Here is a 23,720-nt window from a genome sequence, read left to right as displayed (position 1 = left end):
GAGCCGGGCCGAAAAGCGTTGTCGGCGGAACGGTGGGGTGACGGACCGGCGGTCCGAGACCGCGCCGCGACCGCGATCGAAACGCATAACAGCGGAACCGGCCAACGTCGAGTCGAGCCGAGGTAGCCTAGCCTGGCCAAGGCGGTAGATTCGAAATCTACTGTCCATTCGGACACCGGAGTTCAAATCTCCGCCTCGGCGCTTCTCTCAGTTTCGCCCGGCGAGCGACAGCGCCGCCGTTGCGCTCCGGGCGATGCGCCTACCCGATCAGCGCGGCCGCGAGGAACATGCCGCCGGCGGCCGCCGGCGGGATGGTGAGGTTGTCGTCGACCGCCACGCCGCGGATGAGCGGCGGGAGCCCGTCGGCGATCGCCGCGGGGATCGCCCCCGCGAGCGCGACGATCACGCCCGGATCGGGGCCGAACTCGGGGATCGCGTACGGGACGGCGATCCCGAAGCAGACGAACACCATCGCCGCCACCACCGGGAGGCGCTTCGGCTCCGTCGCCGCGTTCTCGCCGAGCCCGCCGCTTATCGGGTCGCCGACGGAGAGCATCCACATCGCGGGTACGGCGAAGACGGGCGCGAAGACGAGCGCGGTCGCCGCCATCCCGGCCTGATACAGCGCGTACCCAGCGATCCCGTCGGCCTCGTAGTCGCGGACGAGCGCGTCGTACAGCGGGGCGAGCGGGCCGACGGAGTCGGCGAGCCGCAGCGCTTCGAGAGCCCCGGCGATCGCGACGCTGAGGATCAGCAGTCGCCCGGTGGTCTCCCAGGAGATCCAGCCAAGTAAGAACGGGACCGGGTACAGCGTGCCGCTGGCGTGGACCAGCCGCCGCTCGAACTCCACGCGCTCGCGCCACGCGGCGGCCGGGAGACGCACGCCCTCAGTTCCCCGCCGTCTCGACGTCGGTGTCGACCGCGTCGTACCGGTCGGCGACGGACGCGAACGGCTCGCCCTCCCGGAGCGCCGTCAGCTCGTCGGCGAGGTGCGCGACCGGGATCCGGACCTGCGCCGCGGAGTCGCGCTCGCGGAGCGTGACGGTGTCGGGCCCGTCGCCCTCGATCCCGTCGCGGTCGACGGTGACGCAGAACGGGGTGCCGACCTCGTCCTGCCGGCGGTAGCGGCGGCCGATCGAGCCGGAGTCGTCGTACGCGACCGCGAGCCCGGCGGCCCGCAGGTCGGCCGCCACCTCGTCGGCGAGCCCGGTCAGGCGGTCGTCGTTGGTGACGAGCGGGAAGACGGCGGCGTCCTGCGGCGCGACCTCGGGTTCGAGCGAGAGGTAGGTGCGCTCCTCGCCGTCGACCTCGTCCTCGCTGTAGGCGTGCGCGAGCAGCGTCTGGACGGTCCGGCCGACGCCGAACGACGGCTCGACGACGTGGGGCGTGATGTGCTCGCCGCTCTCGGTCACCGCCTCGACCGAGAAGTCCGCGACGTCGACATCGACCGCGTGCGTCTCGGCGTCGTCGCCCTCGCCGACCGTCACCTCGACCGTCTCGCCGTCGAACGCGTCGGGGTCGCGCTCCGCGAGGGCTTCGAGCGCCTCGGCGACCGCGGCGGCGTCGCCGCCGAACTCCGGGCCAAGGACGGACATGTCGGGGTCGACGGTCGCGCGCTCGACCGTCTTCGGCTCGTCGTACCGTTTGAACACTGTAAACGAGTCGTCGCCGTACTCGTCGTGCTTCGAGAGGTCGTAGTCGCCGCGGTACGCGAAGCCGGCGATCTCGATCCAGTCGCCGTCGACCTCGCTCTCGGCGTCCCAGCAGTCGGCGGCGTAGTGGGCGCGCTCGCCGGCGAGGTGCTGGCGGAAGCGGAACCGGTCGAGGTCGACGCCGACGCGCTCGTACCACTCCTGCGCGACGCCGAGGTAGTAGCCGACCCACGGGGAGCCGATGACGCCCTCGTCGACCGCCTCGCCGACCGTCGTGTCGAGGTAGTCGCCGTCGTCGGCCTCCTGCTCCGTCGCGGGGTAGAGGCAGACCTCCACGTCGCGCACGCGGTCGAGCGGCGGCTCGTCCGCCTCGGGGTCGATGAACTGCTCCAACTCGGCCTGCGTGAACTCGCGGAGGCGGAGGAGCCCGCCGCGCGGCGAGATCTCGTTGCGGTAGGCCGGGCCGATCTGGGTGATCCCGAACGGGAGGTTCCCGCGGGCGTACTCCTTCAGCCGCGGGAACTCCACGAAGATCCCCTGGGCCGTCTCCGGCCGGAGGTAGCCGGGTTGGGCGTCGCCGGGGCCGATGTCGGTCGCGAACATGAGGTTGAACGCCTCGACCGGCTGGCCGGCGAGTTCGGTGCCGCAGGCGGGACAGGCGATGTCGTTGTCGGCGATGAGCTCGGCGACCTCTTCGCCGGGCAGCGCCTCGGCGTCCTCGATCTCCGTGACGTCCTCGACGAGGTGGTCGGCGCGGTGGGACGCGCCGCACTCGGGGCACTCGACGAGCATGTCGTCGAACCCCTCCAGGTGGCCGGAGGCCTCGAACACGGCCTCTGGCATCACCGTCGGCGCCTCGATTTCGCGGTTCCCCTCGCGGATGGTAAACCGGTCGCGCCACGCGTCCTCGACGTTCCGCTTGAGCGCCGCGCCCTGCGGGCCGAACGTGTAGAAGCCGGCGGTGCCGCCGTAGGCGCCGTTCGATCCGAAGAAGAAGCCCCGGCGCTTCGCGAGCTCGGCGAGCACGTCCGCGGCCATTATAACCCCTCCAGCAGGTCGACGTCTCGGACGATCCCGTCCAGATCGGTGCCGGAGACGAGCGGGACCTGCTCGATGTCGTTGCTGATGAGCTCTTGAGCGACCTCCTTGGCCGTCCGCGTGGCGTTGACGGTGATGAGGTCCTCGGTCATGAAGTGGCGGACCGCCTCCGCGGGGATCTCGACGTTCCGGGTCGGGAGGTAGCGCGCGCCCGTCGCCTTGATCCCCTCCCACGACCAGTCGGAGTCCTGGTCGGCGATCGAGTCGCCGGTGCTCGCCTCGCCCTCGACGACGCGGGCGACCTCCAGGATGTCGACCTCGGTGAGCATCCCCGCGGTCGCGGCGTCGTCGTCGAGGACGACCGCGTACGGTACCCCCGAGAGCGCGATCTCGCGCTCGGCGACCGGCAGCGGCGTGTCGGTGTGGGTCGCGTTGACCGCCCGGGTCGCGAGCTCGCCCACGCGCGTCTCGCCGTCGACCTCGCCGCGGGCGATCGCCCGCACCACGTCGGTGACGGTGACGATACCGACGAGCTCGTCGCCGTCGACCACGGGGAGCCGGCGCGAGCCCTCGGCGGCCATCGTCCGGGCGGCGTCGACGATGTCGGCGGCGGCCCCGACGGTGGGGACCTCGCGCATCAGCAGCGCGAGCTGGTCCTCGTCCGGCTGTTCGATCAGGTCGTCGCGCGTGACGAGCCCGCGGTACACCTCGTCGCCGTCGACGTCCTTCACGACGGGCACGGACGAGAAGCCGTGCTCTTGGATGTACTCTAACACGTCGTTGCGGCTCCCGGGTATCTCGACGACGACGAGCTCCGAGCGGGGCGTCATGGCGTCTGCGACGTTCATGCCCGTCTTTCAGCGTGACACCTCTTGTATACTGCGAAGGTGTGCGGAGCCGGACCACCGGCACGCGAGGCCGGGCGGCGACACGCGGGAGCGGTCAGCGGCACGCAGGGTCTAGTCAGCGACACGCGGAGCTGGACCGCCAGCGCGCGGGGCCGGGTCAGCGGCGATCGGACCCGGTCAGACGGGGCCCTACAGGATCCCGCGAGCCGATGTAGAAACCGACACGTTTCGGCGGATCGTCGTTCGGCGGGCGCTCCGCGGAAAGAACCGTCGGCAGAGCGTCCCCGGAATCTCCGATCCGACGGCCGAATTCGATCGCGTTCGCAACTCTTATACGTACTGTGAACTATTCACAACCATGTCACGGAGTTCCACTCCATGGGACGACCCGGACCCCGACCGCCGCCGGACTGCGCTCCCGACGGACCCGGCGCTCGACGCCGCCGACGCGCCGGACGTGATGGCGTCCGTCGACTCGTCGGCGTCGCGGCCGGAGTTCGTCATCGCGGACGTCTCGCGAGAGGACGCGTGGGTGTCGGTCGACGAGACCGACGCGACCGTCCTCGAGGAGTGGTGTTGAGCGCGCAGCCGTCGCCGAGCAGAGCCGCCGTCTCGTTTTCCCGAATCGGTCCCGCATTACCGGAGCCCGCGGGCCGCTTCCCAGCCGCGGATCAGTGACCCGACCGTCCGGCAGGTCGGCGCCGACACGCCGCGCCGGTCGCCCCGGTCGACGACCGCGCCGTAGATAGCGTCGACCTCTGTGCGGCGTCCGTTCGCCACGTCCTCGTACATGGACGACCGGTTCGCCGCGGTGTCGGTGGCGACGCGCTCGACGGCGTCGGCCGCCCGTTCGTCGGACAGGTCCACCCCGACCGCACGGGCGACGCGGGCCGTCTCGCGGGCGGCCTCGCGGGCGACCTCGCCGGCGGGGCCGTCGAGCGTTGGGCCGTTCGCCGTCCGCGCGAGCGCCGACGGTCCGTTGATCCCGGCGTTGACGGCGAGCTTCTCGAAGCGCCGGGCCGGCATGTCCTCGGCCACGACCGCCTCGACGCCCGCCGCGTCGAAGGCGGCGCCGACCCGCGCGGCCTCGGGGCTCGCGCCGCCGGAGAGCGCCCCGACGACGACCTCGCCGACGCCGGTACAGGTGACGCGGCCCGGCTCGGCGAACCGGGCACCGTAGCTCGCGGTGCCCGCGAGGACCGTCGCGTCGAGCGCGGCGACCAGGCGCTCCTCGGTGAGGCCGTTCTGGAGCGAGCAGACGGCGTCGTACTCGCCGGTCGCGAGCGCGCGAGCGGCCGCGTCGGTGTCGTACGCCTTCGTCGTGACCAAGGCGAGGTCGGCCCGCCGGTGCGTCGCGTCAGTGAGCGCGCGCGGCGCGACCCGGGCGTCGACCTCGCCGTCGATCCGGAGCCCGTCCTCCCGAATCTCCCGCATGTGCGGGTCGCGCCCGACGAGCGTCACGTCGTGTGTACGCGCCAGCAGCCCGCCCACGAGGCTTCCGAGCGCGCCGGCGCCGTAGACGAGCACCTCCATGCGCAAAGGGAGGGGCGCCGGTAGAATAGTGGTAACGGTGAGGTCGGTCCGCCTCGCCCGAGAGCCGCCGACCCCGCTCGCCTCAGCCCTTCAACCCGCTCCCGGTCAGCGGGACGACCACGTCCTCGTCCGGGCGGATCTCGCCGCGCTCGCGGAGGGCCCGCAGCGCCGCGGGCGCGACGGCACAGGTCGGCTCCGTGTAGAAGCCGGCGGCGTGGAGGCGGTCGAGTTCGCGCGTCGCGGCTGCCTCGGTGACCGCGAGCGCGTCGCCGCCGGTGGCGTCGATCGCCGCCCGGATCTGGCGGTCGCGGACCGGCTCGGCGATCTGGATCCCGTCGGCCGCGGCGTTGACCGTCCCGTCCGGGTCGGCGGCGTCGGGGCCGCGGAGCGCTCTGACGATCGGCGCGACGCCGGCCGCCTGCGCGCCGTAGAGGCGGGGGACCTCGTCGATCCAGCCGGCCCGTTCGAGCCGACGGAATCCGCGATAGGCGCCGAGGAAGAGCGTCCCGTGGCCGAGCGGCGTCACGACGGCGTCCGGGGCGTTCCAGTCGCGACGGAGCGCGATCTCGTACGCGACCGTGGCGGTGCCCTCGAAGAACGCCGGGTTCCAGGCGTGGCTGGCGTACCAGGCGCGTTCGCGGTCGTCGAGCGTCGCGACGCACGCGTCCGTCACGTCGCCTCGGCTCCCCTCGACCCGGACCGGCTCGGCGCCGGCGCGGCGGATCGCGCGGAGCTTCGACTCCTTGGCGTCGGCCGGGACGTAGATCTCGGCCGCCATTCCGGCCCGGGCGGCGTATGTCGCGATCGCGGCGCCCGCGTTGCCGGAGGAGTCCTCGACGACGCGCTCGACGCCCAGCTCGCGAGCCCGCGTCAGCGTCGCGGTCGCGCCGCGGTCCTTGAACGAGCCGGTCGGGAAGACGTACTCCAGCTTGAACGACGCGTTCCACGGTGCGGCTTCGCTCCCCGCGTCTCCCGAGAGCTCGCGGCCCGCGTCCGCGTCGACGAGCGGGGTCATCCCCTCGCCGAGCGTCACCCGGTCGCGGGGGTCGTCCCCGGCGGCGAGCAGGTCGTCGAACGCCCACAGGCCGTCGCGCGCGTCGAACGATTGGGGGTCGGGCGCGGGACCGTCCGGAACCGGGGGATCGGCGAAATCGAGGGGTTCGCCGCACCGACAGCGCCAGCGGTCGCGGTACGTCTCGCCGCACGCGGAACAGCGGAGTCGCCGTGGGTCTCGCCCCCTCGGCGACGGAGCGTCGGGAGCGCCCATCAGTACGTGTCGACGTTCGTCCCGATCGAGCAGACGTACTCCCCCGCGGCCACCTGCGGGAGCCGGCGCGTCCGCCAGAAGATCCCGTCGGTGTCGGCCGTCACGCGCCCCTCCAGCGCGCCGAAGGTGTCGGTCACCTCGAAGAGGACGTCGCCCGCGGAGACGCGCTCGCCGAGCTCGCACTCGAAACGGACCAGGCCGCCGGCGGGCGAGCCGTACTGATCGAAGCCGCGCGCCCGAGTCTGCAATTCGAGCGCGGCGTCGCCGTCGAGGAAGCCGTAGTGGCGGAGCACGTTGAACACGCCCTCGACGCCGTATCGGATCGACTCCTCGTCCCAGCCGACGCAGCCGCCGAGCTCCGGGTCGACGGTCGGGATGCCGTGCTCCGGGCCGGCCCGCGCGAGCTGGCCGTCCGGGCCCTTGATGTCGAGGACGTGCCCGCAGCCGAACGCCTTCGCGAGCTCCAGGCAGTCGCCGTGGAGCCGGTGGCGGACGCCGCAGCGCACGCGCGTCTCGTTTATCATCCGGCTCGTCGACCCCTGGTGGAGGTCGAGGATGTAGTCCGCGCGCTTGGCGATCTGGAACGTCTCGTGGGCGATCCGCTCGCTCGTCGTCCCGTCGGCGTCGCCCGGGTACCCGCGGTTCATCTTGCGGTCGTCGACCGGGTTCCGGTGTTCGGCGGCCTGGAACGCGAAGTGGTTCACGATGCCGACGACGAGGACCGAGCCGGACAGCTCCGCCGGGTCGAGCCGCGGAACGACGCGGTTGACGACGCCCAACCCGTTCAGCTCGTCGCCGTCGCTCACCGCCTGGACGTACAGCGTCGGCCCGTCGGCCGCGCCGTTGATCGCGGCGACCGGCAGCCGGACGGGGCTCCCGTCTCGCATCTCCCCCACCTCGAGACGGCCCGTGTCCGTCTCGCCCGGAGAGGCGCGGGCCGTTCCCAGCGTTATCATTACGCGAAGGTGGGGCGGCCGGGACTTTATCCGTTCGGTCCGCGGCGATCCGACCGACACAACCTTTATCGCCGCTTTCGCTCAACGGACTGGTACCACCCCCGCGGCGTCGGTCGCCGTCTCCCCGACCGACGGCCGCGGTGAGCCCGCTAATGAGTATCGACATCGACCCGCTGCGCGAGGCCGACGGGATAACCGTCACCGACCACATCGAGAACACCCAGTTCGAAGTGTACACCGACCGGCCGGTCGACCCGCGCCGGCGTCCGGAGTCGGACCACTACTTCCCGGTCGACGCCAGCGTCGCAGTCGAGACCGGGGCGATCGAGATCCCGCGGGTCGCGGTCGTCGAAACGCGTGACAGAGCGGGGTCGCTGCTGTCGCGCGGAGACGGCTATCAGATGCCCGACGGAACGTATCACGTCGGGATCGACCCCGCGCCGACGAAGCTGTACCTCGCCTTCGACGCCGGGTTCTCCGTCTCCACGACCGACCGGACCACCCGAATCGACCTCGATACGCCGGGCACCGTCGCCCTCGGGTTCCGGTCGCTCCACCAGACGCCGGCGGGAACAATCACCACGCCGACCGATCCGGAGTCGCTGGTGGACGCCGTCTCGCTCCTCGGTTCTTCGCTCCAGACCACGAGCCCGGAGCGGTCGTTCCCGACGCTGCGCGGACACCCGCCGCTCATCGAACCCGGCGAGGAACTCCGCGTCCCCAAGCGGGTCGAACCGGTCGACAGCGGCGTCCGGATCGTCGTTCCCCCGGAGTACCGCTACCTCTATCCTGTCGTCTCGCTGGCGTACTACTTCGCGGCCGAGGTCGTCCCCGGCGACGCCCCGCGGATCGAGGGCGACGGCTGGACCTACCCGCTCGAACCGGGGTTCGAGGAACGGACCGCGCGGGTGCTCCGACAGTCGTTCCACATGGACTGTCTCGCCCGCACGGAGGGGTTCTACCCGGTCGACCTCCACGAGCGCGAGGCGACGAGCCTCGACCTCGACTGGGGGCGGCTGTACGACCTCCCGCTCGCAGCGCGGCTCGGCGAGTACCTCGACGTACCCTTCGAGGCGGTCGAACCGGAGCTGCCGCAGTGGACGCTGACGACGGACATCCGCCCCGACCCGGAGAACGTGGAGATGCTCCCGTTCGTCGCGGGGGAGCTGTCGGTCGTTCGCTCGCCGGAGACGGTCACGCGTGTGGACGACGACGAGGGCGTCGGCGGGGGGTTCTTCCGAGGAGAGGGACGGAGTTCGCCGTCGGCGAAGGCGGCCGCGACGGACGGCGTCGACCTCGACGGCGGCGAGTTCGTGCGCGGCGGCGCGAGCCCGGCCGCCACCCGCGGCGCGGACGCGTCGGCGGAGCGGGGGACCGTCTCGGCCCGGACCGAGTTCGTCCGGCCGGAGCCGGTTGACACCGTCGAACACGCGTGGATCGGGGAAGGGGTCCCGCTCGGCGCGAACAAGGCGACGCTCGACGCGTACTACCGGCGCCTCGAAGCGGGCCAAGTCGAACAGTCGCGGATCTCCGTGCTCGTCGTCTGTAACGACGAGCAGATGCGCGAGGAGGGGAACGTCGCCGACCTGTACGGGCTGCGCGACATGGTCCAGTTCGACATCGCGGTGCGCCACGACCTCACGCGCGAGGAGATGCGCGACGCGCTCGCGTCCGACGTCGACTTCCTCCATTACATCGGCCACGTCGACGACCGCGGGATGCAGTGCGCCGAGGGGTACCTCGATCTGACGGACGAAGAGCTCGAAATCGGCGTGAGCGCCTTCCTACTCAACGCCTGCCAGTCCTACGAGCAGGGCGAGGCTCTCGTACATCGGGGCTCTCGCGGGGGGATCGTCACGCTCTCGGACGTTGCGAACTCGCCCGCGACGAAGCTCGGCCGGATCATCGCCCGCCTGATGAACGGCGGGTTCAATCTCCGGACCGCGCTCCACGTGGCGAAACGTGAACTAATCACGGGTCACCAGTACATCGTGGTGGGCGACGGGGGAACGACAATTTGTCAGAGCCGGAGCGGTGTAGCGATTGTGTTAGACCTGTCTGAGGAAACAGAACGCTGGATCGTTGAAACGGAGATGTTTCCGAACGGGCCGTACGGAGCTGGGTCAATGGGTTCGTTGAACCTCAAAGAGATGGGCCAAGATCATTACATCCCAGCAAAGGTAACTTCCAAATCTGTTCCGGACCAACAGCTACGGGACTTCTTACAGCTTGAGACAGTACCGATGTTTTTAAGCGACGAACTAACTTGGAGCGACGAATTTCGGGACTTTAGGGTCCAGGAGTAACTTTTGCCATATTCGCCGCAGCGGGCGCCGCCTGCGTCAGCAGCAGCAGCGCGGTGAACAGGACGCCGGCCATTTTCGGGTGCTCTGCCACGTATTCCGCCACACTTTCGTACATATTCGAAAAGTATCAGGATAAATAAATATTAAGATTGTTCTGCGGTTGTATTATAGAGATATTTGAAGTATTAATGATTTGTATTAAATTGGCATGACCGCTGAACGCCGAGAAATCGGTCGTTCTGCTCCGATCGACAGCGGCTGAGAACCGGCGCGGTCGCGGGATCCACCGAGGACCGCGTTTTTTCACCGCGCAGCGCGGAAGGGACGGTGCCATGACCGACATCGAAGCGGCGATCCGGGAGGCGTTCGAGCACACGGAGTACAACCTCGGAAACGTCGCGGTCAACCGCCGACAGGTCCGCGTACCGGTGATTCAGGAGGGCGCCGATCCCGACGCGCTCCGGGCGGTGATCGAGGAGGCGCTCGGGGCGGACGCGCTCGCGACCGTGACCGTCACGACGGAACGTATCGCCGGCGAGGACACCGTCGGCACCGTCGTCTCGTTCCGCCATCGGGACTGAGCCGACTGAGGGGCGATTCAAGGGCCAAACGGGGGATTCGGCTCGGACACTTCCGACCGCGACGCGGTACGGTTAACAGGGCGGTACCCGTACACACGGATCACACGATGAGGGCCGAGGACGGACACGACGGCGCACAGTACCTCGCCGGCTCGCCCGTTCGGGTCGCAATACTCCGGGCGCTGCGCGACGACCCGCGGCGCCCGGCGGAGTTGACCGACGCGGTCGACGCGACCCGAACGACGGTCCAACGGATCCTCGGCGGGTTCCGCGAGCGGGACTGGGTGGTGAAACGCGACGCCGCCTACCGGGTGACGCCGACCGGCGAGCGCGTCCACGACGCCTACGAGACGCTCCTGACGGAGGTCGAACGCGGCGAGCGGTACGGCGGGTTCGCCGAGACCCTCGAACGGGCCGGCGTCGACTTCCCGCCGGAAGGGATTCCCGACAGCGACATCACCGTCGCGTCCGAGAAGAACCCCCTCGCGGTCGTCGACCGGCTGACGGAGCTCCTCCACGAGAACCACGGCGGCGAGATCCGGGCCGTCTCCCCGGTCGTCATCCGGCAGTTCAACGACGCGGCGGCCGCGGCGCTCGACGACGGCGCGAACGTGGAGCTGATCATCGACCGCGACGCGGCCGACACGTCGGTCGCGGAGTTCGAACCCGCGACCGACCGCGCGCTGGACGACGACGCCGCGGAGGTGTACGTCAGCGCCGAGCCGATCGAGTACGGGCTCTTCCGCTGCGGTGACGTGGCCTGCGTGGCCGCGTACGACGAGCAGAACAACCCGCGATACGTCATCGAGTCGACCGACGACGCAGTCGTGGACTGGGTCGACGACGCGTTCGCGTCGCTGCGAGCCGACGCGACGCGGCTCTCGACGGTCGTCGAGCGCGCCTGAGAAGAGACGCGGAGGTCGCTACGCGTCGTCGCCGTCCTCGGCCGCGTCGTCGGCGTCGTCGTCCGGGTCGAAGTTCGCGGGAACGACCGTCGGGTGGTCGATGCCGACGGAGGGCGTGGTGGCGCTCATGACTCTATCAGATGCTAGGCGGACGACACCCTAAAGATTACCCATAGGCATAACGCATCCGTATGCGGACGTCGGATGCGCTACGGTTATACAGCGTTACGCGATCTGTTCGTCGTACAGGTCCTGCGCGTGTTCGATGGCGTCCTTCGCGGCCTGTTTGTCCTCCCAGCCGAGCGTTTCGACCTCCTTGCCGGCCTCGAGGTTCTTGTAGGTCGCGAAGAACTCGTCTATCTCGTCGAGGGTCTGCTGGGGGATGTCGTCGAGGTCCTCGATGTGGTCGAATCGGGGGTCCTCGGTCGGCACCGCGATCACCTTGTCGTCCTGCTCGCCGTCGTCGTCCATCTTCATCAGCGCGACGGGGCGGGCCTCAACGACGCAGCCGGGGAACGTCTGGTCCTCGACGAGCACCATCACGTCGAAGGGGTCCTCGTCGTCGTAGTACGACTGCGGGATGAAGCCGTAGTCGTACGGGTAGTGGACGTTCGAGTGGAGCACCCGGTCTAAGACGACGCCGGGAATGTCCTTGTCGTACTCGTACTTGTTCCGCTCGCCTTTGAGGCACTCGACGACGGCGTAGATCTCGTCCGGCGCGTTCGGTCCCGTCTCGAGATCTTCCCAGAGGTTGGCCATGTGCCCGATGATGGGTGGATGTCGGGCAAAGTCCTTTCGGGATCGCACGGGCGCACGCCGTCCGAAGCCGTCCGGAGTCGTCATCGGCGGATCGGGCATCACCGGCCCGGAGCGGGCCGAGCGCCGGATTTTGGGGTTTCGATCGGACGCCGAACACCAATTCTGGCTGACGGATCGTCGGCGTACCAGCGGACGCGGAATCGATCGGTCGAACGCCCCGAGCCGCCGGATCGAACGCGCATCCGCCGAGAGAGCGCGCCTACCGACGCACTCGGACAAATCCGGGAAGTGACGCATCGCAATGATAGTGACTGTTGAGAAGGATTATAAGTTCGAGCGCCCTCCCTACTACCATGTCAGAGGCACAATCAGTCCCTGATGAGTCGACAGCCGCGAGCGATCTCACCGCGTTCCAGCAGAACATCCTCAGTATCCTGGCCGAGGAGCCCATGTACGGTCTCGCCATCAAGCGGGAGCTCGAGGCGTACTACGGCTCCGAAGTGAACCACGGTCGCCTGTACCCCAACCTCGACGACCTCGTCGACCACGGGCTCGTCGAGAAGAGCGAACTCGACAAGCGGACGAACCAATACGAGCTCACCGACGCGGGCCACGACGTCGTCCTCGACCAGATCGAGTGGGTCCTCGACCGGTTCGTCACCGACGAGGAACGCGCAGACGAGGTCCGGGCGCTGCTCGAGTAACGAGATCCGGACGCGACGCCAGCGCGACGAGCGGCACCGAACACCGAACGAACATTTTGGCACACGGCGCGGCGAAAGCCGCGTTCTCTTTCCGCTGAGTCGCCGCTACGTCGAATGGTCGTCTCCGCGACCGCCGGCCTCGTCGCCGCCGTCAGCGCCGTCGGGATCGGCGGCGCCCGCGTCCGCGGCGGGACCGTCGACCCCGGCCGCGACCGACTCGATCACCGACAGCGACTCGTCGACCGCGGCGAGCTGCTCGTCGGTCGGCCAGCCGTTGCGGACCAGATACTCCTCTCGGAACTCGGTACGCATCGCCGGCGTGGCGTCGTCGACGGGGCGGACGTAGTGGTTGCTCATGAACGCCGCGAACGTCTCGGCGGTCCGGGCGTGGACGTCCGCCTCCCGCTCGGCGACGGCCTCGGCGACCGCCTCGTTGTACGCGGCCACCTCGCGGTAGCGGTCGGCGTCGCCGGGGCCGGACAGCGACACTTCGACGGCGCGCTCGGTGTCCTCGACGCGGTCGAGCTGGACGGTCCCGTCGTCCATCCACTCGTCGGGGTACAACACGAGCGCGTCGTCCTCGTCGCGGACGCGCGCGGTGTAGCCGTACTCGGCAGCGAGGGCGTCGCGCCGCTCCCGGTACTGGTCGGCCGCCTGCTCGATCTCCGGCGTCGGCTCCGCGGACTCGGCCTCGCGGGCGAGCCGCGTGAGCCGCTCCGCCTCGTCGACCGCCTCGACCGGGACGTCCGGGACGCGCTCGTCGTCGGGTTCGGGCGTTTCCGCGGTCGCGGAGTCGTCCGCCCCCTCGCCCGCCGCCGCGTCCATCATCTCCCGCGCGCGCTCCTTCGCCCACTCCGGCGGTTCGTCGTCAGTTCGCGTCATCGAGTGCCTCGTTCGCCAGATCGTCGGCGCGTTCGTTTATCTCCCGCGGTACGTGCGCGATCGACCACCGGTCGAACCGCTCCAGCAGCTCCCGGGCCCGGACGCGACGCTCGCGGAGTTCCGGGTCGTTGGTGTTCCACTCGCCGCGGACCTGCCTGACGATCAGCTCCGAGTCGCCGCGGACGTCGATCGCGTCGAAGCCGTACTCGTCGGCCGCCTCCAGCGCACGGACCAGCGCGGCGTACTCGGCCTGGTTGTTCGTCGCGCGGCCGATCGGCTCGCCGCCCTCGGCGACGACCCCGTCGGACGTGACCAGACACCAGCCGACCGCGGCCGGACCGGGGTTGCCGCGGGAGGCGCCGTCGAAGTAGACGTGCGCGCGCCCGCCGCCGTCGCGCAGCAGGGCGGTCAGGCGGGTGGGGTCGCTCCCCTGGACGACGACCTTGTCGTCGTACGCGACCGCGACGGCCCCGTCGCGGTCGGCGCGCCACCGCTCGTGTGGCGTGTTGCCCTCGTCGATCCGAACGCCCGCGTCGGCGAGGCGCTCGCGCGCGGCGGCCGGGTCGCAGTCGATCGTCGGCATTCGGCCGGACTCCGCGCTCGCCGGACAAAGGGCTGTCCGTCCGCCGCCGGGAAAAAAGCCCGAACGGATGAGGCGCAGCCGACACGGGCGGTGCGTCCCTCGATCACGACGCGATGACCGCGTCGAACGTCGAGTCGAACCTGCTGGCGTCGCTCGACGCCGTTCGAGAGCGGTGCGGCACCGTCGTCGTCACCTGTTGCTACCGGTGCGCGACCGGGTCCGAGTTCGGCGGCGAGTGGCGCGGCGTGCCGGTCGGGCCGCTCCTCGACGGGGCGCCGCCGGACACGACCCACCTCCGCGTCGAGTCCGCGGACGGGTACCGCGCGCACGTCGCGGTGCGAGAGGCGCTCGACGCCGTCGTCGCGACGGAGCGCCTCGACGGCCCGGCGGACGGCCTCCCGCGGCTCGTCGGCCCGGGATTCGACAGTTCGCAGGCCGTCAGGGACCTCGCGGCGCTCGCGCCGGTCGCGCTCCCGCCCGACGCCGACCCCGTGCCGGGGACCGTGGGCGGAGACGGGTCGGAGCCGGGCGGCGAGTGAAACGCGAGGGCATAGACCGGGTACCGACGCATGAGTCCCGCGACGCGAGACGCTGGCGCGACGGACGGGTCCGCGGCCGGAGAGTCGCGGGCGGCCAACGACGCGCGGGGAACCGACCGCCCCCTCCCGACCGTCGTCGGCGTCGCGGGCCCGCGCGGGTCGGGGAAGACGTCGCTGATCGAGCGACTCGTCGACGCGTTCGCCGCGGTCCGCGAGGCGGTCGACGCGGTCGATCCGCCGGAGTCGCTTGACCGACTGGACGGGCCGGGGGGCGAACCCGCGGCGTCCGAGGGGTGTTCCGACGAATCCGCGTCCGACTGGACGTCGCACGAAGGTGTGGTAACGACCCGCACAGTAACGAACTTTTAAGTTAAACGGATTGGATAGCATATAAATGCGATGACACGGCCCACCCGGCAACGGGATCACGACCGGCAGCGCGTGGGGGACGAGGACGCCGAGGAAGACGAGATCGACGTCGAGGCGATCGAAGACGTCGACGAACTGGACCCCGAGGACTTCGATCCGGAGGATCTCACTCGGACGGCCGACGGGGAGCTGATACACGAGGAGACGGGGATGATCATCGAAGACGAGCAGATCGATCCCGGCCCGGAGTGGCGCGCGTTCAACCACTCGGAGCGGCAGGAGAAGTCGCGCGTCGGCGCCCCGACGACGAAGACGATGCACGACAAGGGGCTGACGACGACGATCGACTGGAAGGACAAGGACGCGTACGGGCGCTCTATCTCGTCGAAGAAGCGCTCGCAGATGCACCGACTGCGAAAGTGGCAGGAGCGAATTCGAACCAAGGACGCGGGCGAGCGCAACCTCCAGTTCGCGCTCTCGGAGATCGACCGCATGGCGAGCGCGCTCGGCGTCCCGCGCTCGGTGCGGGAGGTCGCCTCGGTCATCTATCGACGCGCGCTCAACGAGGACCTCATCCGCGGCCGCTCCATCGAGGGCGTCTCCACCGCCGCCCTCTACGCCGCCTGCCGCAAGGAGGGCATCCCCCGGAGCTTGGAGGAGATTTCTGAGGTGTCTCGTGTCGACCGAAAGGAGATCGGCCGGACGTACCGCTACATCTCCCAGGAGCTCGGGCTGGAGATGCGGCCGGTCGACCCGAAGAAGTACGTCCCGCGGTTCTCCTCGGAGCTGGAGCTGAGCGAGGAGGTCCAGTCGAAGGCGAACGAGATCATCGAGACGACCGCCGAGCAGGGGCTGCTCTCCGGAAAGTCCCCCACCGGCTACGCCGCCGCCGCCATCTACGCCGCGTCGCTGCTCTGTAACGAGAAGAAGACCCAGCGCGAGGTCGCCGACGTGGCGCAGGTCACCGAGGTCACCATCCGGAATCGGTACCAAGAGCAGATCGAGGCGATGGGGATCCACAGCTAACGGCCTCGCGGAAGCGGCACGGTTTTTCTCCTCGACGTTCAATCGCGAGACATGCTGGTCTGCGGAACCCACCGCGGACTGTATCGGCTCGACGGACCGCACGACGACCCGACGCGGACGGCCGAGTGCGGCCGCGTCCACGAGGTCGCACCGAGCGGCGACGCGCGGCTCGCCGCGACCGCCGACGGGCTGTTCCGGTCGCCGGACGGCGAAGACTGGCGACCGCTCGACGGCCCGGACGACCCCGTCTCCGTGCTCGCCGGCCCCGAGACCGTGTTGGTCGGGACCGGCGACGCCGACGTGCTGCGCGCGCGACCGGCGACCGACGGGTGGCGCTTCGACCCGGTCGGCGACCTCGGCGCGCACCCGCACGGCGACCGCTGGCGGGACCGCGCGCCGAGCGGGGCGCCGAGCGTCAGGACGCTGGCCGTCCACCCGGACGACGGCGTCCTCGCGGGGTTAGAGCCCGGCGGCGTCTACGCGTTCGGCGGCGACTTCTGGCGGCGGTACGGGGAGGGCGTCCACGACGACGTCCACGACCTGCGCGTGCTCGGTGACGGGAGCGTGGTCGCCGCCACCGGGAACGGGCTCTATCGGACGGACGGCGGCGACCGGTGGTACCGGCTCGATACCGACTTCCGCGACTTCTGGGCGAACTACTTCCGGGAGTCGGTCGTCCACGACGGCCGCCTCTACGCCAGTGCGAACCGCTGGGGACCGGAGGCGCCCGCGGGCGTGACCCTCTCGGCGGCCGCGGGCGACCCCGCGTTCGACGCCGTCGCCGATCCGTTGCCCGCCGCCGATCCGGCGTTCGCGATCTCCTGGGCGGTCGTCGACGGGGCGCTCGTCGGCGGGACGATGCGGGTCGACGAGGACGGGTTCGCGCCCGAGGCGTCGGCCCCGCTGATCCGCCGCGAGGGCGACGAGTGGACCCTCGGGGCCGAACTCCCGGCCGGCGTCACGTCGCTTTCGACCTGACCGTCCCGCGCCGCGGGGCCGCGGCGGCGACACCGTCAAGTCCGACTCGCCCCTACGGTCGGCGAATGCGGCTCGACGAGTTCATCGAGTACGAGGCGAACGAGCGGGCCGAGCGGCGGCGCCTCGCGAGCGAGAAGGACTACGGCATCCTCGATCACCTCGACTCCTTCGAGCGGCGCTTCGACGAGCACGTCTCCGACGACGCCGTCGTCGGGAGCGTCTCGCCGTCGATCTTCGTCGGCCGCGCCGACTACCCGAACGTCTCGACCGGCCTGCTCTCGCCGGTCGGCCGCGAGGAGCGGGCCGAGGCGTTCGAGACCTCCGCCGCGTGGTACGAGGAGGGCGTCTCCATCTCTGACGTGTTCGACCGTCGGACGAGCCTGCTCAACTCGACGCGGGGGGTCGACGTGGCGGACGCGGGGGCGAGCGGCGGGGTGAAGTCGGTCGGCGAGGGCGGACCGGCCGAGAGCGTTCACGACGCGTGGGACGGTTGGCTGGGCGTCCAGCGCGAGATCGCCATCGCGGACCGGCCGGTCGACGTGGAAATCGGGCTCGACGGCCGGCCGGACCTCGACTTCGAGGTCGGCACGGAAGACATCAAGACGCCGACCGGGCCGCGCGCGGCGGCGCGCACGGCCGACCTCGGCGAGAACCCGCACGTCCCGCGGCCGGTGAAGAAGACGCTCGAAGACGACGACTGGCGCGCGGAGGGGGCGATGACGTACCTCTACCGCCGCGGGTTCGACGTGTACGAGATCAACACGATCCTCTCGGCGGGGGCGCTCGGGCGCGGCGAGAACCGTCGGCTCGTGCCGACGCGCTGGTCGATCACGGCCGTCGACGACACGGTCGGCCAGTTCCTCCGCGGGTCGATCCGCGACAACCCGACGGTCGACCGGATCGAGGTCCACCGCAACGAGTACCTCGGCAACGCCTTCTGGGTGATCTTGGTGCCGGGGCGGTGGGAGTACGAGCTCGTCGAGATGAAGTCGCCCGGGTCGATCTGGAACCCGGACCCCGAAGCGGGGGTGTACCTCGCGGCCGCGAGCGAGGGCCGCGAGGGACGGACCGGCTACGTCGAGGAGACGGCGGGCGCATACTACGCGGCACGGCTGGGCGTCTTGGAACACCTCGACGACCGCGGCCGGCAGGCGAAGGCGCTCGTCGTGCGCCACGTCTCCGACGACTACTGGGGTCCGGTCGGCGTGTGGCAGGTGCGCGAGGCCGTCCGCGACGCCTTCGAGGGGGAGCGGGGGACAGCGGAGACGTTCGGCGAGGCGGTCCGCGGCGTCGCCGACCACCTGCCCGTCTCGCTCGGCCGGCTCCGCCGGAAGTCGACGCTGGCGGCGGGGCTACAGGCGAACCTCGCGGACTTCGTCGACGCGGAGTGAACCGGCGGGCGAAGGGCCCTCGCCGCCGATCCGTTTTAGTCGCGGGCCCGAGTGGGCGGCGTATGGTCCCTCTCGCCCTCGCGTTCGGCGGCGTCCCCGGCGGTCCGGAGCTGGTGATCGTCCTGATAATCGCCGTCCTCCTGTTCGGGGTCCCCCTCGTTCTCGTCGGGGGAGCGGTGCTCTACCTCACGACTCGGTCTGACGACGGGTCCGAGGACGGTGCGTCCGGAGCGGGAGGGCCCGACGCCGAGCGGATCGCGGAGCTGGAAGCGGAGGTCGAGCGGCTCCGAGAGAAGGTGGATGACGGGGCGCACGAGGAGGAGGGCGAGCGGGCCTGAGCGGCGCCGCCGCGTCGACGCACTCGCGGCCCGTCGATCAGTCCTCTGCCCAGTAGTACAGTTGCTCGCGCGGCGCGTCGCAGTTCGGGCAGTTCGCCGGGAGCTGGTCGCCGATCTCGCCCATCTCGCCGCACTCCCAACAGCGCCACATCACGTACGCGGTGCCGAACACGTCCCTGGCGTCGGTGAGCGCCAGCGTGTCGGTGCTCGACGGCGACGCGACGTAGAAGCCGTCGTCGTCGACGCCGCGGATCGACCCGAGCCGCTCGCCGTCCTCGTTGTACACCGCCTGTCCGATGCTCACGTCGGCGAATACGGGTTCGTCCGAGGCCATACGCGGCAATAAGTGCCGGTAGTACATAAGTGTGGTACCAAATGTCACGAAGCGTAGCGAGGAGAGTGGCGGCGAGGGGGCCGGAGCGCGGCCTCGGAGTCGGGACCGGCGGGACAAGCGATTCAACCGGAACAGGAGGTGCGGCGGGGGTGGGGAGTCGGCGGAACCGGTCAGGCGACCGGCGTGCGCTCGACGACGGTCCCGTCGACGGTCGGGTACTGTTCGACGATCTCGCCTTCGTCGAGGTCGCCGTCCTCGATCATCTCCTCGAGGAGCCACCACGCGACCTCGACGTGGTTCGACTTGACGGTGTAGAACTCCTCGGGCACGCCGAGCGCCTCGAACCGCTCGGGGTCGGCGAACGCCTTCCCGTAGACGAGCGTCCCGTCGTCGGTCACCTCGTCGAACTCGCGGCGGATGTTCTTCGCCATCCGCTTGAGGCGGTTGCGGTGTTGGGCGGCGTCTTTGAACACCGACGTACAGAAGTACACCTTCTCGTGGCTCGCCATCTCTTCGAGGATGGCGTCGTCCTTCGACCCCTCGACGGCGGACATGTGGCCCTCCTGTAGTTCGAAGCCCTCCTCTTGCATCCGGCGGTAGTTCCCGTCGGACATCTCGAACTCGTTGATGTTACAGAACTCGGCGGCGCCCTCGTCTAAGAACTCCAAGAACTCCGGCTCCGCGCGGATGCCGGGGATCTCGAAGGCGGGGGTGAGCCCCTCCTCGCGGGCGATGTGGAGGATCTCCTCCCACTCGGTGCCGTGCATGTCGCCCCACATCTCCAGCGGCGGGTGGAAGCGGATCTCGTCGAGGCCGGCCTCCGAGAGGCGGCGCATGTTCTCGCGGCCGCCCGTGATGCCCGTGTAGAGGTGGGTGTGGTGGTCCTCACCGAACTCGTCTTTCAGCAGTTCGAGGTACCGGGTCGTCTTCGCCATCGCCTCCTGCGGTTCGCCGCCGGTGATCGAGGTGCCGAGCGCGCTCATACGCTTGGCCTCCTCGATCACGTCGGAGTCGGACTCGACCTTACGCTCGTTGGCGTACACGTCGGTGACGTTCTTCCGGTTCTCTCCGAGGGGGCAGTAGAAGCAGTCCCGCTGGTCGCAGTAGCCGTAGACGAAAAGCACCATCTTCCCGCCCTTGGCGCACTGTTCGCAGCCCTTGGAGATCATCTACCCTATCTTACCGGCCGCGGCCTCAAAAAGCGTCCGAACCGCGCGCTCCCGAGAGAGCCGTTGGCACGGCGGAGCGGCACCGAACACAAAGTATGTACCCCCGCATGGTGTCAGTAGCGGCCATGAACCGGAACCCGAACGCCGAGAACGCCGCGGAGAACAGTAACGCGAGCGACGCGGTCACCCGTTGCCGGGCGCTCGCGGCCGGCGGTGCGGTCGGCCTCGCAAGCCTCGCCGGCTGTACCGCGCTCGACGTCGCGACCGGCGACGGGCCCGCGGAGTTCGCCGCCGTCACCGCGACGGTGGCCGACGCGACGCTCTCGGAGAGCGGGTACGAGCTCAACGAGGTGTCCGACGAGACGATCTCCCGAGAGGTCGAGGCGGCCGGACAGACCCGAGAGGTCCGGGTGACGAACACCGTCGCGGAGTAGGACAAGGCGGTCGAACTGCTCGGCGAGCGCTACCAGGCCGCCGTGTTCGCCGCGGTGACGACGCCGCAGATAGAGGTCCTCGGCCGGGCGCTCAACCCGATCGCGGAGATGGGAACCCGCGAGCGCGCCGAGCTCATCTTGAGCCGCTTCGAGAACGTCGGCGACTTGGAGCGCGGCTCGGAGTACTCGACGAGCGTCCTCGACACCGACACGGCGGTCGTCGTGTACACGGTCGACGCGGAGATCGAGGGGACGGGCGTGACCACCGAGCTGGAGCTCCACATCGGCGAACCGGTCGGCGTCGAGGACGACTTCGTCCTCCCGCTGGCGGCGTACCCGGCCGCGTTCAGCGACGGCGAGAACGTCCGCCGGATGATGAACGGGGTCGAACACGAGCCGACCGACGAGAGCTGACGGCGAGGCGACGCAGTCGGCGGATCGCGTACGACGCGGAGGGGCGACGCGAGCCGAAAACATATGTCGTCCCCTCGCGTAGCCCCGTTCGATGCTGCTCGTCCTCTGCGTCGACCTCGACGACGACCTCGGCCGCAAGACGGGGACCCCCACGCCCGTCATCGGCGACGAGGACGTCACCGAGGCCGCGGTCGCGCTCGCGACCGCCGACCCCGAGGACTCCGACGTCAACGTCCTCTTCCAAGGCGTCAACGTCCACGATGAGCTGGCCGCCGACGGCGAGGCCGTCGAGGTCGCCGCCGTCACCGGCGTCGACGGTCCCGACGTGAAGGCGAACCGCGCGGTCGGCCAGGAGGTCGACCGCGTGCTCGCCGAGCTGTCGACCAGCGAGGAGGTCTCCGCGGTCGTGATCACCGACGGCGCACAAGACGAGTCGGTCCTCCCCGTGATCCGGTCGCGGATGCCGATCGACGGGATGCGGCGCGTTGTCGTCAGACAGGCGCAGGACCTCGAGTCGCTGTACTACACGATCAAGCAGGTCCTCGCCGACCCGGAGACCCGCGGCACGATCCTCATTCCACTCGGCGTCCTGCTGTTGATCTACCCGCTCGTCGTGGTCGCGAACCTCTTCGACGTGGCGGGGGCGGCCGTGCTGGGGATCCTCTCCGGCGCGGTGGGGCTCTACTCGCTGTTCCGCGGGCTGGGGCTCGAAGACAGCGTTGACGGCGCCGCGGAGAGCGTCCGGAACGTCCTCTACACCGGCCGCGTGACCCTCGTCACCTACGTCGTCGCGCTCGCGCTGGTCGTCGTCGGCGGCGTACAGGGAGTCGAGACCGTCGACGCCGTCGGCGGGGTTCAGGGGAGCTCGCTCGCCGCCGGCACCACCCTCGCCGCGTTCGTCCACGGCTTCGTCCAGTGGCTCGGCGTCGCGGGCGTCACCTCCAGCCTCGGGCAGATCACCGACGAGTACCTCGCCGGCCGGTTCCGGTGGCGCTACCTCAACGCCCCCTTCTACGTGGTCTCCATCGCCGTCGTGCTGTTCGCGGTGTCGGGGTTCTTCCTCCCGGACGCGCCGGGCGTGACGGCGCTCGGGCTCTCGGAGTTGGCGATGGCGCTCGCGGCGGGGACGCTCATCGGCGTGTTGAGCACGCTCGCGTTCGCGGTCGCCGAGTCACAACTCCCGTCGGCCGAACCGGTGTGATGCCGCCACGGCGGCGCCGAGGGCGAGCCGCGGCGCCCGCCGTCGGACAGGTCAGGCCGGGGCGGTCTGCCAGCCGATGAATCGGTCGAATCCGTACGTGAACCCGAGGGACAGCGCGGCGAACACGACCCAGCGAAACACGTCGAACGCGCCGGTAAACGCGAGGACGTTGAAGACATACGAGAGCGACGCTCCGACGAATCCGGCGACGAGGAGGGTACGGCGGTCGTCCATGGGGTCCGCTCGACGCTCCGCAAGTTAGCTCTTCTGTCGGGAAACCGCCCCGACCCGACCGTCTCTCGGTGTCGCCAGCGCGCTCGCGACGACGTGGCAGACTATCGCGGCGTCCAATCGTCGCAGGCTTCCATGTCGTCCATCAGCTCGTCGTAGTGGCCGCAGTAGGGGCGCATCCCGTCGTCGGTCCGGACGTAGTCGAACTCCGCGCAGTTGCCGCAGTAGGCGTCTCCGGGCCCGTCACGCGCCGCGGGAGAGCCGGGCGCGGGCGCGGACTCCGGCGTGGTCGGGGACTCCGGCCCGTCCGTCGGCCCCGCGTCGTCCAGCGGCGAGGTGATGTCGCTGTCGGCGCTGCCGCCGTCGCTCACGCCCGGCGACCCGGGGATGGAGCGACCGCTCGCCCCGGAGCGCCCCCCGCTACTCGTTCGTCCCGGACGGTCCGACCGCTCGGCGCCGCTCGGCGCTCCCGCTCCGTCGCTGTTCGGCGTTCCCGCTCCGCCCGACCGGTCGGTGCCGCGCGGCGTTCCGGACGAGTTCCCTCCAGAAGGCGGGCTCGAACGCGACGGCGCGGCGCCCGGGGAGTCACTCTCGGCGTCGTCGGGGCGGTTCGTCTGCGTCTCGATCTCGCCGTCGGGGGTCCCGCCGAGGAGGCCGACGCCGCCGCGGCTCCCGAGCTGGTCGCGGGAGACCTCGACGACCTTCGTCTCGCCCTTGTGGGTCACCTCCATCGTGACGGTGCCGCCGGGGTCGTTGCGGGTCTTGAAGTTGGCGACGCCGACGAAAACGCTCCACAGCGTCGTCGCGGCGCCGAGGAAGTAGACGCCGGCGGTGGGGAGGGTGAGGTCGGTCAGCTCTGGGCGCGGGCCGCCAACCCACTGCTGGGGGTACGCGTGCGCGAACAGCGCCACGCCGAGGCACATGACGGCCGCGCCGACGACGGCCGCGGCGTAGGTGTTGCGGTCGGCCGGGAGGACCGCCATCACGCCGAGCAACACGAGGGGAACGCCGACGCCGCCGAGGATTCCGCCGAGCTGCCGGGCCGCGCCGGAGCTGTAGCCCGCCGGCACCGCCACCTCCGCCGCCACGAGGATGCCCGCGACGACGAGCAGCGCGCCCGCGGCGAACGCCCCCACGCCGAGGTACAGCCGTCGCGGGTCGACCCCGGAGCGCCCCCGTCCGCCGTACGCCTCCGAGAGACTGGTCATGGGCGGGGTACGTCGTCCACCCTGAAAACAGTACGTCAGACGATCACCCGCGGAAGCGGGCGAGGGCGCGGGGC

General features: G+C 70.3%; 25 protein-coding genes, 1 tRNA gene and 1 pseudogene. 14 read left to right on the top strand and 13 right to left on the bottom strand.

Annotation, left to right across the window (positions count from 1 at the left end; translation table 11 throughout):
* The first annotated feature begins 116 nt into the window (after positions 1 to 116).
* Positions 117 to 201: transfer RNA gene (locus tag EXE47_RS04660), tRNA-Ser, on the top strand.
* Between the two features lie 58 nt (positions 202 to 259).
* Here the strand turns inward: EXE47_RS04660 and EXE47_RS04655 are convergent.
* Genes EXE47_RS04655 through EXE47_RS04645 form a run of 3 tightly spaced genes read right to left on the bottom strand, consistent with a single transcriptional unit; the run spans position 260 to position 3,538 of the window.
* Positions 260 to 883: a hypothetical protein gene (locus EXE47_RS04655; protein ID WP_049931383.1), complete on the bottom strand. Its 624-nt coding sequence runs from the start codon at positions 881 to 883 to the stop codon at positions 260 to 262.
* Between the two features lie 4 nt (positions 884 to 887).
* Positions 888 to 2,690 carry a glycine--tRNA ligase gene (gene glyS, locus EXE47_RS04650; RefSeq protein ID WP_049931382.1) on the bottom strand — a complete coding sequence of 601 codons (1,803 nt, stop codon included), beginning with the start codon at positions 2,688 to 2,690 and terminating at the stop codon, positions 888 to 890.
* Positions 2,690 to 3,538 carry a CBS domain-containing protein gene (locus tag EXE47_RS04645; protein ID WP_049931381.1) on the bottom strand — a complete coding sequence of 283 codons (849 nt, stop codon included), beginning with the start codon at positions 3,536 to 3,538 and terminating at the stop codon, positions 2,690 to 2,692. Before EXE47_RS04645 ends, glyS begins: the two co-directional genes overlap by 1 nt.
* 358 nt (positions 3,539 to 3,896) lie before the next feature.
* Between EXE47_RS04645 and EXE47_RS04640 the strand changes: the two genes are divergently transcribed.
* On the top strand, positions 3,897 to 4,118 hold the full coding sequence (locus EXE47_RS04640; protein ID WP_086216502.1) for a hypothetical protein: 222 nt from the start codon (positions 3,897 to 3,899) through the stop codon (positions 4,116 to 4,118).
* Between the two features lie 56 nt (positions 4,119 to 4,174).
* On the opposite strand, the gene EXE47_RS04635 is transcribed toward EXE47_RS04640, so the two are convergent.
* From EXE47_RS04635 to EXE47_RS04625, 3 genes are all read right to left on the bottom strand, one after another.
* Positions 4,175 to 5,071: a ketopantoate reductase family protein gene (locus EXE47_RS04635; protein WP_049931379.1), complete on the bottom strand. Its 897-nt coding sequence runs from the start codon at positions 5,069 to 5,071 to the stop codon at positions 4,175 to 4,177.
* Between the two features lie 82 nt (positions 5,072 to 5,153).
* Positions 5,154 to 6,338 carry a pyridoxal-phosphate dependent enzyme gene (locus EXE47_RS04630; RefSeq protein WP_137708055.1) on the bottom strand — a complete coding sequence of 395 codons (1,185 nt, stop codon included), beginning with the start codon at positions 6,336 to 6,338 and terminating at the stop codon, positions 5,154 to 5,156.
* Positions 6,338 to 7,294, bottom strand: a complete 957-nt coding sequence (locus EXE47_RS04625) for a succinylglutamate desuccinylase/aspartoacylase family protein (RefSeq protein ID WP_094593045.1) — start codon at positions 7,292 to 7,294, stop codon at positions 6,338 to 6,340. The genes EXE47_RS04630 and EXE47_RS04625 overlap by 1 nt, the downstream gene beginning before the upstream one ends.
* Positions 7,295 to 7,446: 152 nt before the next feature.
* Here EXE47_RS04625 and EXE47_RS04620 point away from each other — a divergent pair, with 152 nt between their 5' ends.
* From EXE47_RS04620 to EXE47_RS04610, 3 genes are all read left to right on the top strand, one after another.
* Positions 7,447 to 9,600 carry a caspase family protein gene (locus EXE47_RS04620; protein ID WP_137708054.1) on the top strand — a complete coding sequence of 718 codons (2,154 nt, stop codon included), beginning with the start codon at positions 7,447 to 7,449 and terminating at the stop codon, positions 9,598 to 9,600.
* Between the two features lie 332 nt (positions 9,601 to 9,932).
* Complete coding sequence (locus tag EXE47_RS04615; RefSeq protein ID WP_086216063.1) at positions 9,933 to 10,181, top strand: hypothetical protein; 249 nt, start codon at positions 9,933 to 9,935, stop codon at positions 10,179 to 10,181.
* A gap of 107 nt (positions 10,182 to 10,288) precedes the next feature.
* Positions 10,289 to 11,086, top strand: a complete 798-nt coding sequence (locus EXE47_RS04610) for a winged helix-turn-helix domain-containing protein (RefSeq protein WP_137708053.1) — start codon at positions 10,289 to 10,291, stop codon at positions 11,084 to 11,086.
* Positions 11,087 to 11,311: 225 nt separating this feature from the next.
* On the opposite strand, the gene EXE47_RS04605 is transcribed toward EXE47_RS04610, so the two are convergent.
* On the bottom strand, positions 11,312 to 11,845 hold the full coding sequence (locus tag EXE47_RS04605; protein WP_049931373.1) for an inorganic diphosphatase: 534 nt from the start codon (positions 11,843 to 11,845) through the stop codon (positions 11,312 to 11,314).
* 353 nt (positions 11,846 to 12,198) lie between these two features.
* On the opposite strand from EXE47_RS04605, the gene EXE47_RS04600 reads away from it, so the two are divergent.
* Positions 12,199 to 12,549: a PadR family transcriptional regulator gene (locus tag EXE47_RS04600; RefSeq protein WP_049931372.1), complete on the top strand. Its 351-nt coding sequence runs from the start codon at positions 12,199 to 12,201 to the stop codon at positions 12,547 to 12,549.
* A 105-nt stretch (positions 12,550 to 12,654) separates the two neighbouring features.
* On the opposite strand, the gene EXE47_RS04595 is transcribed toward EXE47_RS04600, so the two are convergent.
* Both EXE47_RS04595 and rnhA read right to left on the bottom strand, forming a co-directional pair.
* Positions 12,655 to 13,431, bottom strand: a complete 777-nt coding sequence (locus EXE47_RS04595) for a hypothetical protein (protein WP_233125179.1) — start codon at positions 13,429 to 13,431, stop codon at positions 12,655 to 12,657.
* Positions 13,418 to 14,014, bottom strand: a complete 597-nt coding sequence (rnhA, locus tag EXE47_RS04590; RefSeq protein WP_049931370.1) for a ribonuclease HI — start codon at positions 14,012 to 14,014, stop codon at positions 13,418 to 13,420. The genes EXE47_RS04595 and rnhA overlap by 14 nt, the downstream gene beginning before the upstream one ends.
* A 113-nt stretch (positions 14,015 to 14,127) precedes the next feature.
* On the opposite strand from rnhA, the gene EXE47_RS04585 reads away from it, so the two are divergent.
* The 6 genes from EXE47_RS04585 (at position 14,128) to EXE47_RS04560 (ending at position 18,655) form a co-directional block, all read left to right on the top strand.
* The gene (locus EXE47_RS04585; protein WP_049931369.1) at positions 14,128 to 14,553 is read left to right on the top strand and encodes a pterin operon protein; all 426 of its coding nucleotides are present in this window, start codon (positions 14,128 to 14,130) and stop codon (positions 14,551 to 14,553) included.
* 30 nt (positions 14,554 to 14,583) lie between these two features.
* The gene (locus tag EXE47_RS04580) at positions 14,584 to 14,922 is read left to right on the top strand and encodes a hypothetical protein (protein WP_137708052.1); all 339 of its coding nucleotides are present in this window, start codon (positions 14,584 to 14,586) and stop codon (positions 14,920 to 14,922) included.
* Between the two features lie 30 nt (positions 14,923 to 14,952).
* Positions 14,953 to 15,948 carry a transcription initiation factor IIB family protein gene (locus EXE47_RS04575; protein ID WP_086216067.1) on the top strand — a complete coding sequence of 332 codons (996 nt, stop codon included), beginning with the start codon at positions 14,953 to 14,955 and terminating at the stop codon, positions 15,946 to 15,948.
* Between the two features lie 51 nt (positions 15,949 to 15,999).
* A complete protein-coding gene (locus EXE47_RS04570) occupies positions 16,000 to 16,926 on the top strand; it encodes a hypothetical protein (protein WP_137708051.1) in 927 nt (308 codons plus the stop codon).
* Between the two features lie 65 nt (positions 16,927 to 16,991).
* Positions 16,992 to 18,317, top strand: coding sequence for a DNA repair protein NreA (nreA, locus tag EXE47_RS04565; protein WP_086216069.1), 1,326 nt, complete (start codon positions 16,992 to 16,994; stop codon positions 18,315 to 18,317).
* A gap of 62 nt (positions 18,318 to 18,379) precedes the next feature.
* Positions 18,380 to 18,655, top strand: a complete 276-nt coding sequence (locus EXE47_RS04560) for a preprotein translocase subunit TatA (RefSeq protein ID WP_049931364.1) — start codon at positions 18,380 to 18,382, stop codon at positions 18,653 to 18,655.
* 37 nt (positions 18,656 to 18,692) lie between these two features.
* Here EXE47_RS04560 and EXE47_RS04555 read toward each other — a convergent pair whose 3' ends face one another.
* Complete coding sequence (locus EXE47_RS04555; protein WP_089308066.1) at positions 18,693 to 18,989, bottom strand: rubredoxin-like domain-containing protein; 297 nt, start codon at positions 18,987 to 18,989, stop codon at positions 18,693 to 18,695.
* A gap of 170 nt (positions 18,990 to 19,159) precedes the next feature.
* Entirely contained in the window at positions 19,160 to 20,158 is a 999-nt protein-coding gene (locus tag EXE47_RS04550) for a radical SAM protein (RefSeq protein ID WP_086220720.1), read from the bottom strand.
* A gap of 125 nt (positions 20,159 to 20,283) precedes the next feature.
* Here EXE47_RS04550 and EXE47_RS04545 point away from each other — a divergent pair.
* Positions 20,284 to 21,006: pseudogene (locus EXE47_RS04545) on the top strand (DUF6517 family protein).
* Between the two features lie 91 nt (positions 21,007 to 21,097).
* On the top strand, positions 21,098 to 22,207 hold the full coding sequence (locus EXE47_RS04540; protein WP_137708050.1) for a DUF373 family protein: 1,110 nt from the start codon (positions 21,098 to 21,100) through the stop codon (positions 22,205 to 22,207).
* A gap of 51 nt (positions 22,208 to 22,258) precedes the next feature.
* Here EXE47_RS04540 and EXE47_RS04535 read toward each other — a convergent pair whose 3' ends face one another.
* A complete protein-coding gene (locus EXE47_RS04535; RefSeq protein ID WP_049931360.1) occupies positions 22,259 to 22,441 on the bottom strand; it encodes a hypothetical protein in 183 nt (60 codons plus the stop codon).
* A gap of 101 nt (positions 22,442 to 22,542) precedes the next feature.
* On the bottom strand, positions 22,543 to 23,646 hold the full coding sequence (locus EXE47_RS04530) for a hypothetical protein (RefSeq protein WP_137703610.1): 1,104 nt from the start codon (positions 23,644 to 23,646) through the stop codon (positions 22,543 to 22,545).
* Between the last annotated feature and the right edge of the window lie 74 nt (positions 23,647 to 23,720).

Source organism: Halorubrum sp. GN12_10-3_MGM, assembly GCF_005435235.1.
In the GTDB taxonomy this organism is placed as follows: Archaea; Halobacteriota; Halobacteria; order Halobacteriales; family Haloferacaceae; genus Halorubrum; species Halorubrum ezzemoulense.
The sequence above is the reverse complement of the archived record's forward strand: the minus strand, read 5'-3'. Positions and strand labels throughout refer to the sequence as shown.

What these genes read in the sequence shown, in the direction of transcription:
- glyS (WP_049931382.1), bottom strand. Translation starts at nt 2,690, where the DNA reads ATGGCCGCGGACGTGCTCGCCGAGCTCGCGAAGCGCCGGGGCTTCTTC.
- EXE47_RS04645 (WP_049931381.1), bottom strand. Translation starts at nt 3,538, where the DNA reads ATGAACGTCGCAGACGCCATGACGCCCCGCTCGGAGCTCGTCGTCGTC.
- EXE47_RS04640 (WP_086216502.1), top strand. Translation starts at nt 3,897, where the DNA reads ATGTCACGGAGTTCCACTCCATGGGACGACCCGGACCCCGACCGCCGC.
- EXE47_RS04635 (WP_049931379.1), bottom strand. Translation starts at nt 5,071, where the DNA reads ATGGAGGTGCTCGTCTACGGCGCCGGCGCGCTCGGAAGCCTCGTGGGC.
- EXE47_RS04630 (WP_137708055.1), bottom strand. Translation starts at nt 6,338, where the DNA reads ATGGGCGCTCCCGACGCTCCGTCGCCGAGGGGGCGAGACCCACGGCGA.
- EXE47_RS04625 (WP_094593045.1), bottom strand. Translation starts at nt 7,294, where the DNA reads ATGATAACGCTGGGAACGGCCCGCGCCTCTCCGGGCGAGACGGACACG.
- EXE47_RS04620 (WP_137708054.1), top strand. Translation starts at nt 7,447, where the DNA reads ATGAGTATCGACATCGACCCGCTGCGCGAGGCCGACGGGATAACCGTC.
- EXE47_RS04615 (WP_086216063.1), top strand. Translation starts at nt 9,933, where the DNA reads ATGACCGACATCGAAGCGGCGATCCGGGAGGCGTTCGAGCACACGGAG.
- EXE47_RS04610 (WP_137708053.1), top strand. Translation starts at nt 10,289, where the DNA reads ATGAGGGCCGAGGACGGACACGACGGCGCACAGTACCTCGCCGGCTCG.
- EXE47_RS04605 (WP_049931373.1), bottom strand. Translation starts at nt 11,845, where the DNA reads ATGGCCAACCTCTGGGAAGATCTCGAGACGGGACCGAACGCGCCGGAC.
- EXE47_RS04600 (WP_049931372.1), top strand. Translation starts at nt 12,199, where the DNA reads ATGTCAGAGGCACAATCAGTCCCTGATGAGTCGACAGCCGCGAGCGAT.
- EXE47_RS04595 (WP_233125179.1), bottom strand. Translation starts at nt 13,431, where the DNA reads ATGACGCGAACTGACGACGAACCGCCGGAGTGGGCGAAGGAGCGCGCG.
- rnhA (WP_049931370.1), bottom strand. Translation starts at nt 14,014, where the DNA reads ATGCCGACGATCGACTGCGACCCGGCCGCCGCGCGCGAGCGCCTCGCC.
- EXE47_RS04585 (WP_049931369.1), top strand. Translation starts at nt 14,128, where the DNA reads ATGACCGCGTCGAACGTCGAGTCGAACCTGCTGGCGTCGCTCGACGCC.
- EXE47_RS04580 (WP_137708052.1), top strand. Translation starts at nt 14,584, where the DNA reads ATGAGTCCCGCGACGCGAGACGCTGGCGCGACGGACGGGTCCGCGGCC.
- EXE47_RS04575 (WP_086216067.1), top strand. Translation starts at nt 14,953, where the DNA reads ATGACACGGCCCACCCGGCAACGGGATCACGACCGGCAGCGCGTGGGG.
- EXE47_RS04570 (WP_137708051.1), top strand. Translation starts at nt 16,000, where the DNA reads ATGCTGGTCTGCGGAACCCACCGCGGACTGTATCGGCTCGACGGACCG.
- nreA (WP_086216069.1), top strand. Translation starts at nt 16,992, where the DNA reads ATGCGGCTCGACGAGTTCATCGAGTACGAGGCGAACGAGCGGGCCGAG.
- EXE47_RS04560 (WP_049931364.1), top strand. Translation starts at nt 18,380, where the DNA reads ATGGTCCCTCTCGCCCTCGCGTTCGGCGGCGTCCCCGGCGGTCCGGAG.
- EXE47_RS04555 (WP_089308066.1), bottom strand. Translation starts at nt 18,989, where the DNA reads ATGGCCTCGGACGAACCCGTATTCGCCGACGTGAGCATCGGACAGGCG.
- EXE47_RS04550 (WP_086220720.1), bottom strand. Translation starts at nt 20,158, where the DNA reads ATGATCTCCAAGGGCTGCGAACAGTGCGCCAAGGGCGGGAAGATGGTG.
- EXE47_RS04540 (WP_137708050.1), top strand. Translation starts at nt 21,098, where the DNA reads ATGCTGCTCGTCCTCTGCGTCGACCTCGACGACGACCTCGGCCGCAAG.
- EXE47_RS04535 (WP_049931360.1), bottom strand. Translation starts at nt 22,441, where the DNA reads ATGGACGACCGCCGTACCCTCCTCGTCGCCGGATTCGTCGGAGCGTCG.
- EXE47_RS04530 (WP_137703610.1), bottom strand. Translation starts at nt 23,646, where the DNA reads ATGACCAGTCTCTCGGAGGCGTACGGCGGACGGGGGCGCTCCGGGGTC.